Raw genomic sequence first — 12,087 nt, 5'->3', positions numbered from 1 at the left:
ATTTTTTCAGCGCTATATGTGGTGCGCTAGAAACTATCTCAACTGTCTTTGTTTCCCGTTAAGTGTATGAAACAAAACATAAAAACCATCACTTAAACTCTCTATTTAACTGTCACTAACTATCTATAACTATCTAGAGTGGGTGATTTTGATGAAAAAACGCATCGATATCGAAAAGCTGCTGAAGTGGGCTTATTGCGATGAGTTGCCGAAGGGCGGCAACAGTTCATCAGGTAGGGCTGGGTCTGCATGGGCATCGATTGAGAGTTTCATGCAGTTGCTCACGAAGATCGATGACAACGAGTATGGCGTCGTTCCGACCTTGAGCCCGCTTGATGGAGAACCGAATGATGATGCTTTGCGTGTGCATGAGGCTGTCTGCGATCTTGACATGCTGCAGATCGATTTCCCGCTAGACTGGAACCCTGTGCCGGAAATCGCGGACTTCCCGGAGTGTGATCATGTACTCAGCGCCGCCCGGTTTGGCATTGGTTGCCGCCGCAAGACTGCTGCTGAATTGGTCCGCAAACATGCAATCCTCGGCGGGTGCCCTGATTGGGAGGGTGATGTGCCAGCGCGAGAAGTTGTGCGGAACGGGAATGGTGCGCCGATCTGGTATCAGATGCGGATTACACACTCGCTCGATGAGAGCGGCAACGCTGTCGAGTTCCGGAGCGAAACTGAGGACGGGTGGAACCGGAACACCAAGGCTCCCAAGGTCGGTGCATACCAGAAGTTTATTCTGAAGCCGGACCCGACCGGATTGATTATAGCCCGTGGCGAGTATCAAATCTGGAGGTCATGTCTCGATATCCTCACTGAGGAATTGGCAGAAAAGCTGACTTCTTGGGCGTTGACGCCATCACCGCGCGCTGCCTGTCCTTGGGAGGGGGAGGGGTGGCATGGTCCCCGCATCCTGAACGACCTGCGATTTTATTCTTGACGTGACAGCGCCGCTTGACATACAACAGCCGCACTGAAAAAGGTTAGACAACCCCGCTGGCAACGCCCGCGGGGTTTTTTGTTGGGGTAAGCCATGTGCGCGCTTGATCGTATCGACAGCTGTGCGCAGCTCTTCGACTGTATCGATCAGGACCCCGATTTCTATTCTGCCAAGATGTATCTGCGTGAGGCATTCCCGGACGCCCGCATGATTGAGATCGTGCCAGGCTGTTTCGAAATGGCGGATGTGATGATCTATCTAGACGATGGCATCATCGTCCAAACCCTGATCTGAGGTTCTGGTATGGCGGGGATGTATTGGTCAGACACGTCCGGTCTGAGAACGTTGGACCGTGCGCTGTCAAAGCTGGAGCCGTTGTCCATTCGGCGCGTCAGCTCCCGTGCCCTGAACCGTGTCGGTTCGATGGCTCGGACCAAGGCAAGCCGGGAGCTGGCAAAACATACTGGTCTCAAGCTCAAGATCGTAAGACGTGCCATGGTCCCGGTGCGCGCAAACGCAACGAACCTCCAGTACAAAGTTCGCGCAAGTGGTGGCGATGTCTCGTTGAAATTCTTCGCCCCCCGCGAAACTCGTAAGGGGGTGAGCGCTAACCCGTTCCGCAAGCGCCAGGTCTTCGACGGCACATTCCTGAAAGGCGGTAGGTTTCCAAACCGCAAGGGCATCGTGTTCCATGGTCATGTCATGAAGAGGACAAGCGCGGATCGCTTTCCATTCAAGGCAGTGAAGTCCGGGGTGGTCATCCCGAATGAAATGATCAAGGGCACGAGCGCCCAGGCTTGGGAGAGCACGGTAGCTCTCGTTCTTCCTCGGCGGTTGGCTCATGAGCTGAAGCGCGAGACCGGTAAAGCGTTCGGCTAACCATTCACCGCACCAATGAGCGAGATGGACGCGAAATGTTTCACGGAAGGACCCGTGAAACATAGGGACCGTACGGGGGTATTTTGCCTCCCACGGGCGGAAAGCTCCCGAGATTTCACCAGTAGGGTGATTTTCAACCGATACACGCTTTGCACGGATGCACGCGTGCAGCTGCACGGATGCACAAATGAATGAGGACTGGATCTCGATAACGGAAGCGGCGGAGCGCCTGAGTAAGGCTGGCGACGTTGTCACCCGCTCGACGTTGTCTCGCTATTTGAGCAAGCACACCGACGCACTTTCCACTCGAAAGAGCGGTAGGGAGACGCAGGTGGACTATGTGCAGCTGCGCGCGCACCGGGCGGAGAATATCCGCATTGAAAACGTGTCCGCTCCGGTAACGGCCAGCCCGGCGCCGTCCGTCGCGCCGTCACTTCCGACCAAGGGCACCGGGACGCAAAACCATGGTGCAGCCCGAAAAGCGATGGCCGATGCCGAGCTTCGGGAACTGGACCTGGCGCAGCGCCGCAAGCAAGTCACGCCAACCGGTGAAGTCGACCGTGCCGGCCGTGATGCTATCGCACTGATGAACAGCGCATTTGAGCGCGCCGTTGAAAGCGAAGCGGCTTCTCTCTCGGTCAAGTATGGCTGGGATGAACGAACCACGCGCCTGGCGCTGAAAAAATTCGCCCGTAGCGGTCTCGATATCTTCCATCGCGAGATCCTGCAGCGGCTCGATGACTTCAAACGGACGGCGGACGCTCCGGAAATGGCAGGCGAAGAGACTGCCGACCAACGAACCGATGTTTTGCAATGACGTTCCACGACACGCGCGAACTGTTTCCGGCTCTGCCTTTCGGTGGCGAGGTGCTGTTCAAGGCTTTCGTCGAGGCAACAAAGCCAGTTGAAGACCTGACCATCAGCGAATGGTCCGATCGGTATCGCCACGTATCAGCGGAATCCGGTTCACCCTGGCCGGGACAGTTCAAGACATCCCGCGTCCCTTACTTGAGGGAGCCGCAGGATTGTCTGCATCCGGATCATCCGGCGCGTAGGGTGACGGCAAGATGGGCCGCGCAGCTCGGCAAATCGACGGCAATCGAAAACTGGTTTTGCTTCATCGTGGACCAGGCTCCCGGTTCGATGATGATCACGTTGCCGACATTGGAAGAGGCAACGAAGTTCAACCGGATCAAGTTGCAGCCGACGATCGAAGTGACGCCGCGGGTGTCGCACAAGGTTGTGCCGGTTAACAGCCGGGACGAACAGTCCTCGACCACTTTCTATAAGCGGTATGCCGGCGGCTTCTGCCAGATCGTGAATGCAGGTTCTTCAAAGGGCCTGCAAATGGTGTCCATCAAATATCTCGCCATGGATGAGGTGACGGGATACCCGAAGGATGTTGATAATCGCGGATCACCTCGCGACCAGGCTCGCGCCCGCCAGAAGATGTACGGCGACCTTGCGAAGGAATGGCAGGGATCAACGCCCGGAACGGTGAATGAATGCGCCATTTCGGAGGATTTCAACGCAGGGGACAGGCGGTACTATTACGTTCCGTGCCCCCATTGCGACAGGTATCAGCCACTGATTTTCGATCAGATGTACGGTCCTGATCCCGAAAATGGTCTGCCCGTCCATTTCAAGTGCCTGGCTTGTAACGAGGCTATCGTAAACGGGCACAAGACCGAGCTGAACGCCAGCGGCATCTGGATTGCGACGCGGGTTCATGACGGTGAGCCGAAGGTGCCGCAGGTCCTGTCGGCCAACGAAATACGGGAATGGCAGTGCGCCCCTTGCGAGGGCCGGTGCATCGACTGGCAGCCCAGCTATCACCTTTGGGCAGCCTACGCTCCGAAGGAAAGCTTCAAGGCGATCTGGGAACGGTGGGAACTGGCTGACGGCAACACGACCAAACTTCGGACGTTTTACCAGCAGGATCTGGCAGAGCCCTATGACCCCGGATCGTCAGAAGTCGATCACGAGCAGATCGTAGAAACCGCGCGGCTCAACCCGGTCGTTGCTCGGGCAATCCCGCGGGACGCGGGGCTGCTTGTGTCCACGGCTGATATTCAGGGCTATGGCATCAAGTGGGCCTGCTTTGCCGTTGGACCGAACAGCCAGCGATACATGATCGACAGGGAGATTTTCGAAGGTGCTCCCGATCAGAGTGATGAACCTTGGATCGCTCTGGCAGATGCACTCGGTCGTAAGTATCCGGGTGCGGGTGGATTGGAACGCGGCATTGATCTTTCCGGCGTTGATTCCGGTTGGGCTACACAGCGTGTTTACAGGTTCTGCTCAAGCCGGCCGAACGTCTACGCATTGGACGGACGCAAAACGCAGGCTGTTGCGTGGCTGGGGACGCCAACAAAACAGGCGATTGTCGACGAGTACAAACGCAAGATCGCTCAGGTGATGCTCTATCCCGTCAATGCCTATGACGTGAAAACAGAGGTCATGGCCGGTCTTGCCAACCTGGTCCTCGGCAAGGATGCAAACGGCAAATGGCCGAGGAACACATTCCAGATCGCCGCGGATCTCTGCGACGACGATCTTGCCCTCGAATTGACAGCTGAAAGGCTGGTTGATCCGGAAGAGGAACTCAAGAAATCGGTTAATCGCAGGTCTAGCGATCTGATCGACCCGAGGGCGAAGAAGGAATGGAAAAAGATCAGCGGGCGCAAGAACGACTGGTTTGACGTTTCCGTCTACGGTGTTGCCCTCGCATGGTACCTCGAAACGAAACTGCGTCTCAACCAGGAGCGCTGGTCGAACTTGCTGCTGGACGTTCACGGCCAGCCTGTTACGCCGGACCTCTTCACCGTCGCGGCTGAAGATCCCTTCTACAAGAAGGAAGCGCCGAAGATGTCTTTGGCCGAACTATCGAAAACCCTGAACAAGTAGGATTGCATGCGCACTTCGGTTCCAGTTATTCCGCGGCCTGGTTCGGCTGTTGACGGTCGAGCTGCGCCGAGCGCGGGGTATCTGAGAAATACCGGTACCGGGCCTGCATTCTTCATGGGTGGTCCGGCGATCCGAGATATCTCCGATGAGATCCGTCAGGCTTGGACCCCGGCTGCAGCCCGCACAATTGAAGCGCTGCAGAATAACGGATGGATTGCTGGCGGCGTCGAAGCGGCGATTTCGACCATCATAGGCACCGGCTTGAAGCTGAATGCAAATCCGGATCACGAAGTTATCGGGATGACCACCAGTGAGGCGGATAGGTGGTCACGAAACGTCGAGCGCCGATATGATGCGCGCTGTCGCAACGCGTTCGAATGTGACGCAAGCGGTCAATACACAGCGGGACAGATGGAGGCTGCTCACCTTCGCCAGTTCTTTGCAACGGGTGAGGGGGTAACTCAGTTCCTGATGTTCTCCCGTCCAGGCGTTACCAGCAGAACCCGCGCCCGGCTGCTGCCGTCTCACTGGCTGTCTCGGGAAACCAGTGTTTCCGAACGACTGCATCAAGGTGTTCGGATCGACAACCACGGCGCTCCGGTGTCTTATCGCTTTAGACTGAAGGATGGAGATGGCGTCCATAAGGATGTCGAATATCGGGCTCGCGACCGGGCAGGTCGACCGATCATCAAACATATCTTTGACGGCATGCCTGGCCAGTATCGCGGCATCACCGTTTTCGCGCCGGTGCTGAAGACGATCCAGCACTATGACAAGTTGACAGGATCGACCCTTGCCGCGTCGTTTCTGCATGCCATGTTCGCGGCGACTATCGAAAGCGACTATCCGACTGAAGACGTTCTGAATGCCCTCGGCGGAGACACCCCGATGGCTGGGTTCATGTCAGAGCTATCCGGATGGCACAAGAACGTCGATATCAAGCTCGGGGACTTCGGCAAGATCCCGCACCTGTTTGCTGGTGAGAAATTGAACCTGCAGGGTTCGAAATTCCCGAACGCGAACTATGAAGCCCTTGCAAATTTCCTGTTGCGTGAGATCGCTCGCTGCCTCGGTTGCCTTTTTGAGGACCTGACCGGGGATTATCGAGGTGCGACGTATTCATCGCTCCAAAATGGTATCGCGAAAATCTGGCCGATCACGCTCTATCGCCGTCAGCATATCGCCATGCCTTTCAAACAGGCTGATTACGAGGCTTGGTTAGAAGAAGAGATCGATGCCGGCCGCATTGAGTTTCCAGGCGGCATTCGGGGATTTCTCGAAAACAAAACCGCTGCATGCCGCGCTGAGTGGCGCGGACCTCCGAAACCCGTGGCCGACGAACTCAAGGCCGCTCGTGCCGATGAGATTTACTACAACCTCGGCGTCAGGACGCAGGGCCGGATTGCAGCCGAGCGCGGCGACGATATTTCGGATGTTCACGAAGGGCTCGCACGGGAACGGCAGAGCCGGGAAGACAAGAACCTGCCGCATCCAGGCGACCGCTCTGAAGAAGCAAAGATTGGCACCGATAAGGCCATCGACACGGAAGAGGATAAGCCATGAGTTCGATCTTCGAAGGGATCGATATGAGCGATCCGTGTGCGGTGTATCCGAAGCTTGAGCAAGTTTTGGACAGGTTGCTTACCGGTGAAATGGTTGTCCGTGCTCGCGTCGGGGAAGACGAGCGGCAGTGGCAGCAATCAAACATTCCAGAACTTCGTCGCCGCATTCGTGAATTGCAGATGGCCTGCGCACGAAAGCGCGGTGCCCGTCCGGCCCGTCGCGCCATAACCTTCGGATAAACTATGTCCTTTCATGCACATCTTGCGGACAGGGTGCTTAACCGCCCCCTGCTGATCACGCCTGAAAAGGCGCAGGTCATCATGTCGGTTCTTGGTAGCCGGATTGGTGTCAATATGCCCGCTGCTGATCGCTTTGAGGGCGATCCGTATGAACGGGATGACGATGGCCGCGTTAAGCGGGATGCGTGGGGAGATCCAGTTCTAGCTCCCTACCGTCTGACAGAACGCGGCGTGGGTATCATTTCTATCGCCGGCTCGCTGGTTCACCGTGGCGCCTACGTTGGCGCCTCGTCTGGTCTGGTCTCTTATGAGGGTGTCAAGCACCAGCTCAAAAAGGCCCGCAAAGACGATGCGTTCAAGGCGGGTATCCTTGATATTACGTGTCCTGGCGGCGAAGCCATTGGAGCTTTTGAAACCGCCGAACTCGTTCGCGAACTTGCCGCCGAGAAGCCTGTTATTGCTGTTGTCAATGGGATGGCAGCTTCCGCTGCCTACGCCATTGCAAGCGGTGCGACAGAGATCGTAACGACACCCTCCGGTGTTTCCGGTTCGATCGGTGTCGTCTTGCTGCACGCCGACATTTCCAAAGCGCTGTCGGAAGACGGCGTGAAACCGACCCTCATTTTCGCAGGTCAGCACAAGGTCGACGGTAATCCCTTCGAGCCGCTTTCTGCCGATGTCCGCGCCAGCCTGCAGGCGGAGGTGGACAGCCTCTATGCACAATTCCTGAAAACAGTTGCCGCTGGCCGCGGTGACCGACTGACCGAAGAAATGGCGCGCGCGACACAAGCCAGAACCTACTTCGGCCAGAGCGACAATCCAGATCTCGACGCTGTCAAACATGGTCTCGCTGATCGTGTCGGCACGTTCGAGTCTGTGCTGGAAGAGCTTTCCCGCGCCCCAGGCGGGCGCACAACCGTCCTAACGAGAGGAACTCAAATGGACAATCCGACCAGCGTGCCCGCCGCTGAAAATACGGGCATTTCCAAAGCCGACCATGATGCCGCTGTTGCAAACGCAACCGTGGAAGGCCGTCGCGCAGGCGCAACTGCCGAGCGCGAACGTCTCATGTCAGTCCTTTCTGCGGAAGGTATTTCCGGAAATTCCGCCCGCATGAACCACGCATTGGAACTGGCTGCCGAGGCTCCGGACATGCCGGCGGATAAGGTTGTTGCAATGACAACCAAACACGTTGGCACGGCAGCGACCACAGATGACGCTGCAAGCCTTTCCGCCCGCGAGTCCGATCAGGACCCGATTGGCGAAGCTGCCGGTACTCCGGCACCGAAGAGCGGCCTTTCCAAGCTGGTTGGCGCACAAGTCGATCGGATGACTTCCGCTCGCTAACCCTTCTTTTCACCGGTCACGTAATCGGAGATCAAACACATGCTTGCATCCTACAAGTACACCGGCAAAAAACGCCGGTCTCAACTGGTCAAATTTGAAAGCAATCCCGAGTTCACGCGCGAAACCTTCACGCTTCTCGGCGGTGCCGGCGGCGTTCGCGCTATCGGCTTGGGCATGCTGCTCGCAATGACGTTTGGTGTTGGCGCTGTGAACGTAGCCCAGGCAGCGGACGCGGGCAACACCGGTAACGGCGTGCTTACACTGGCAGATCCTGCCTACACCAATGCGGTGCTGCCCGGCGATTACACGGTTGTCTGCACGACCGGCGGCGCTGACGCAGTATCGAAATTCCGGGTTGAAGATCCGGAAGGCAACCATGTCGGCACCGCGACTGGCGGCACATCCTTCGCCAAACATATCAAGTTTACGATTGCCGGTGGTGGCACTGATTTTGTTGAAGGTGACCGGTTCGTTGTTTCTGTTGCCGTCGAACTCGGTGCTGCAACTAACAAGGTCGTTGAATGGGACCCGGACGCGGTGGACGGCACCGAACGCATTTGGGGTGTTTCTCTGGTCGATCTGGAAGCACCGGATGGTGAAGACGTCTCCGGTGGGCTCGCTCTTCGCCGTGGTGACGTTATCCTGGCCGGGCAGGAAATCGCATGGCCGGACGGCATCACCGACGATCAGAAGGCCGCCGCGGTGGTCGAACTTGAACAGATGCGGATGATCGTCCGCTAACACCTACCAACGGCGGCCCTCGGGGCCGCTTTTTTGTTGCCCCTCACGAGGACCTGTCATGGCTGAATTTGACTTTCTTTACACGAATTCGGATCTCACTCAGGAAGTGAACCGCATTCCCAACCAGTATGGCCTGCTGAATGCACTCGGCATCGCCCCGTTTGAAACCAAGACTTCCCGCTTCGTCCGCATCGAGTTCAAGAACGGGCAGATTTATGTCCTGGCAGCTCGCCCCCGTGGTGCACCTGGTACCGTTGGGCCTGATGAAACGGAAGGCGGCGTGATCATCGAAATTCCGTACTTCCCGCATCTGGAAAATATCTCTGTCGATGATGTGGACGGGCTGCTCGAAGTGGTCAACGGCCAGGTGACACCTCGGTCTCTGGATCGCGAGCTAGCGCGGAAACTGATGAACATCCGCAAACATCACTCGATCACTCTGGAATTCATTCGCCTCGGCATGCTCAAAGGTCTGATCACAGACGGTGAGGGTACGACCCTCTATGATCTCTATGACCTGTTCGACATTCAGAAGAAGACCGTTGATTTCTTGCTCGGCACGGCGGCGACTGATGTTCGCGCGAAATGTGAAGAAGTCGTCGACCATCAGATGACAAATCTTCAGGGCGAGACCACCAGCGGCGTTCATTCCGTGGTTTCGCCGACTTTCTTCAACAAGCTTATCACTCATCCGAACGTCGAGAAGTTCTGGCTGCAAGCGCAGAACAGTTCCGAACATCGGGAACTCAACCGGCAGATGATGGGTGGCAGCTGGGGCCGCGTGTTTGAATTCGGCGATATCCTCTTCCGGGAATACAAGGGCGGCCTGCCGGTGAAGCGGAAGAATGGCACGATCGAAACCGTCGCCAATGTCCAGGCTGGCAAGGGCCACGCCTATCCTGCCGGCACACAGGACATGATGAAAACCTTCGAAGCGCCGGTTCATCACATTGCGCATGTCAATGACGCGCCCGACCAGGACTCGATCTTCATCTCCCGCAAAGAGCTGGATCATGGGGAAGGCTACGAGTTGAAGAGCCAGTCCAATCGTCTGGCTGTTTGCAAGCAGCCTGACACGATCGTCGAAATGGAAACTTCGAACTAAGTCCGAAGGAACCCGAAATGCCAATTCTTTCCGGCAATGCCGATGTCAACAACGCTGTCATTGCCGGAAACGATGGGGATTTCGCGGAACGTGTGCGGATCGTCTCGTGGAAGGATGGCCGAGAAGACCCGGAACGCCCTGCGCGCGAGATTGAAGCGCCCTTGGTCAAGGAAGGACGTCAGACACAATCGCTTTCCGGTGACCGTTCCGGCCAGTTTCTGGGCAATATCCGGACGGGTGGCGCTGTGCTGAAACCGGATCCGGTGAAATATCCGGATCTCGTTGTCCGCAAGGATGACCATGTCATTGCACTGGACCGCCCTGGGCAACCCCGTTGGAAGGTTTCATCCGTCGATGATCGTGGTCACGGCCGTTTATTTATCAATCTGGGAGAGAACTGATGAGCCTCGTGCGGATCGCACTCAGAATGCTCGCGGTCAAAGCCCTCAAGGATCGCACCGTGGCCGGTGCAAACGTGCTCGACAGCGAGATCGGCATTCTCGGTGAGGACGAAAATGGTCTGAACATCAAACCGGAAAAGGGCCGCTTCATCGCGGTCTATACCGATGACGCGGAAGCCAAGCCTGACGAGCAGCGTGCGTTTCACGAGAACGGCCTAGTAAACCTTTGCCTCGAATACGGTGTCACCGACGCCATGCGTGAAGAGGTTGATGATCCGGACCATCCTGGAAGAAAGATGCAGGTCATTTTCCCGACGATCCCGCATGCGAGCCGGATGCATGATTTCTACCTGGACATTCTGGGGCGGCAAATTCGGTCTGGTCTGTCAGATGGGAAGAATGAAGCTGCGGAAGTGTTGCGCGGCTTGATCCGCCGCGTCGTCAAAGTCACCTGTGAGCGCGCCGGCAGCGACCGGACAGGGGAGCGTGTCGCGGCTCAGAAGCTGACGTTTACGGTCGACGCCCTGCAAGATCCGCAGTTCCTTCAGGACGTGCCTGAGGGCGCGCCGTTTTCACGGTTCCTCGCATTGCTCGCGGCTGGCGATGCCGATGACCAGAAGCTCGGAGCGCTGATCCTCGATCAGATCCCGGTGTCCCCGGAGGATCTTGAAGAGGCGCGCGAGCGGATCGGCCTGACCCTGACCGAACTCGGTTCGCTCGGCTTTGAATACGTGCCAGATGCGGATGAGGACAGCGAGATCAGCAATGTGACGATTGATGTCGCGGGCGGTCAGCCGGTTGAGGTAGGGACATGATTGAGTTTCTGACAGGGCAGCGCATCGATATCGAGATGCTGAAAACCCGGTTCGGTCAAATGATCCGGATCGGGCCTATTGAAGAGATCGACCCTGCGAAGGGATACCGGATCAAGCTTGGCGACGATGAAGACGGCCCGTTTCTGTCGCCCTGGTTGCCGCATCCGGAAAGCGGCGGTCAGACATCATCTTGGATACCTCTATCGAAGGGGCAAGTTGTCGGTGTTCTCAGCCCGAACGGTGACATTCGGCAGGGGGTGTTACTTCGAGGTGGATTCACCGACAGCAATCCTGCGCCGAGCGCCGATTTGATGGCAAACGTCCTAAAGGGATTGGGCGCTACAGTCACATTGAAAGACGGAACTTTGACCGTTGATTGTGGCTTGGTGAAATTCATCGCTGACGTTGAAATCGAAGGAAACTTGCTGGTCAAAGGCGATGTCGATTTTGAGGACGGGCACGTCATGCACAACGGCACAAACATCGGCGATGATCATGTCCACTCCGGGGTTATCCCCGGCGGAGCGGACACCGAAGGACCGCACTAGGAGAAATCCATGTCGAAGAAGACTTATTACGTCGCTGACGGTGTCAGCGCGATCAGCGCCGCTCGCATTCCCGAAAGCCGCAAACTGCGTCTGACCGAGGGAGAGGCGATGCATGACGTGTCGCTCGGGCGACTCCTGACGTCCAAGCCGAAAGCTGCGGCAGACAGTTTCGGGTCCGCAGAAGGCGAAGAATAAGCCATGTCCGGTTTTGACCGCGTGACGATGCTCCCGATCGACAATCTCACACACACGCTTCAGAGCGTGGAAGTGATCCTGTCAACGGGCATCGGATCGCGCGTGATGCGCCGGCAGTTCGGAGGCGGGGTCGCTGAGCTGCTCGGCCGGGCGGTCAAGCCGTCACTGATGGCGATCGTGCAGCAAGTGATCGGAACCGCCATAGATCTCTGGGAGCCCCGTCTGCATGTGCGCCGGGTTTCCTTCAGCGGTTCGGCTGACGCAGTACGCCGCGGGACAGTCGGCATCGTCATTGAGGCGGACTATCGGCCCCGCGGCCATCTTGGTGACTTCACCATCGAGCGCAATCTTTCCTTTTCCGTGCGTTTTGCAGGCGGCTCCGCCTCGGCCTCGGTCATCTGAGG

General features: G+C 57.2%; 15 protein-coding genes. All 15 read left to right on the top strand.

What is annotated here, in order from left to right; genetic code table 11:
- Nucleotides 1-151: 151 nt before the first annotated feature.
- The 15 genes from FIU93_RS21015 (at nt 152) to FIU93_RS20945 (ending at nt 12,085) form a co-directional block, all read left to right on the top strand.
- The gene (locus tag FIU93_RS21015) at nt 152-943 is read left to right on the top strand and encodes a hypothetical protein (protein WP_152506638.1); all 792 of its coding nucleotides are present in this window, start codon (nt 152-154) and stop codon (nt 941-943) included.
- A gap of 93 nt (nt 944-1,036) precedes the next feature.
- Entirely contained in the window at nt 1,037-1,237 is a 201-nt protein-coding gene (locus FIU93_RS21010) for a hypothetical protein (protein ID WP_152506637.1), read from the top strand.
- A gap of 9 nt (nt 1,238-1,246) precedes the next feature.
- On the top strand, nt 1,247-1,822 hold the full coding sequence (locus tag FIU93_RS21005) for a phage tail protein (RefSeq protein WP_152506636.1): 576 nt from the start codon (nt 1,247-1,249) through the stop codon (nt 1,820-1,822).
- A gap of 187 nt (nt 1,823-2,009) precedes the next feature.
- Entirely contained in the window at nt 2,010-2,639 is a 630-nt protein-coding gene (locus tag FIU93_RS21000; protein WP_152506635.1) for a hypothetical protein, read from the top strand.
- Nucleotides 2,636-4,729, top strand: coding sequence for a terminase gpA endonuclease subunit (locus FIU93_RS20995; protein WP_152506634.1), 2,094 nt, complete (start codon nt 2,636-2,638; stop codon nt 4,727-4,729). The genes FIU93_RS21000 and FIU93_RS20995 overlap by 4 nt, the downstream gene beginning before the upstream one ends.
- A 6-nt stretch (nt 4,730-4,735) precedes the next feature.
- A complete protein-coding gene (locus FIU93_RS20990) occupies nt 4,736-6,292 on the top strand; it encodes a phage portal protein (RefSeq protein WP_152506633.1) in 1,557 nt (518 codons plus the stop codon).
- Nucleotides 6,289-6,531, top strand: coding sequence for a hypothetical protein (locus tag FIU93_RS20985; RefSeq protein ID WP_152506632.1), 243 nt, complete (start codon nt 6,289-6,291; stop codon nt 6,529-6,531). The genes FIU93_RS20990 and FIU93_RS20985 overlap by 4 nt, the downstream gene beginning before the upstream one ends.
- A gap of 3 nt (nt 6,532-6,534) precedes the next feature.
- Complete coding sequence (locus tag FIU93_RS20980; RefSeq protein WP_152506631.1) at nt 6,535-7,878, top strand: S49 family peptidase; 1,344 nt, start codon at nt 6,535-6,537, stop codon at nt 7,876-7,878.
- Nucleotides 7,879-7,917: 39 nt separating this feature from the next.
- Complete coding sequence (locus FIU93_RS20975; RefSeq protein ID WP_152506630.1) at nt 7,918-8,619, top strand: head decoration protein; 702 nt, start codon at nt 7,918-7,920, stop codon at nt 8,617-8,619.
- Nucleotides 8,620-8,677: 58 nt separating this feature from the next.
- Complete coding sequence (locus tag FIU93_RS20970; protein WP_152506629.1) at nt 8,678-9,724, top strand: major capsid protein; 1,047 nt, start codon at nt 8,678-8,680, stop codon at nt 9,722-9,724.
- Between the two features lie 17 nt (nt 9,725-9,741).
- Nucleotides 9,742-10,125: a hypothetical protein gene (locus tag FIU93_RS20965; RefSeq protein WP_152506628.1), complete on the top strand. Its 384-nt coding sequence runs from the start codon at nt 9,742-9,744 to the stop codon at nt 10,123-10,125.
- Nucleotides 10,125-10,940 carry a hypothetical protein gene (locus FIU93_RS20960; protein WP_152506627.1) on the top strand — a complete coding sequence of 272 codons (816 nt, stop codon included), beginning with the start codon at nt 10,125-10,127 and terminating at the stop codon, nt 10,938-10,940. Before FIU93_RS20965 ends, FIU93_RS20960 begins: the two co-directional genes overlap by 1 nt.
- Nucleotides 10,937-11,488, top strand: coding sequence for a phage baseplate assembly protein V (locus FIU93_RS20955; protein ID WP_152506626.1), 552 nt, complete (start codon nt 10,937-10,939; stop codon nt 11,486-11,488). Before FIU93_RS20960 ends, FIU93_RS20955 begins: the two co-directional genes overlap by 4 nt.
- 9 nt (nt 11,489-11,497) lie before the next feature.
- Nucleotides 11,498-11,683, top strand: coding sequence for a hypothetical protein (locus FIU93_RS20950; protein ID WP_152506625.1), 186 nt, complete (start codon nt 11,498-11,500; stop codon nt 11,681-11,683).
- 3 nt (nt 11,684-11,686) lie between these two features.
- Nucleotides 11,687-12,085, top strand: a complete 399-nt coding sequence (locus tag FIU93_RS20945) for a GPW/gp25 family protein (protein ID WP_209010190.1) — start codon at nt 11,687-11,689, stop codon at nt 12,083-12,085.
- Nucleotides 12,086-12,087: the final 2 nt, after the last annotated feature.

The organism is Labrenzia sp. THAF35, assembly GCF_009363595.1.
Classification (GTDB): domain Bacteria; phylum Pseudomonadota; class Alphaproteobacteria; order Rhizobiales; family Stappiaceae; genus Roseibium; species Roseibium algicola.
Note: the sequence above shows the minus strand (reverse complement) of the source record. Positions and strands in the feature narration are given on the sequence as shown.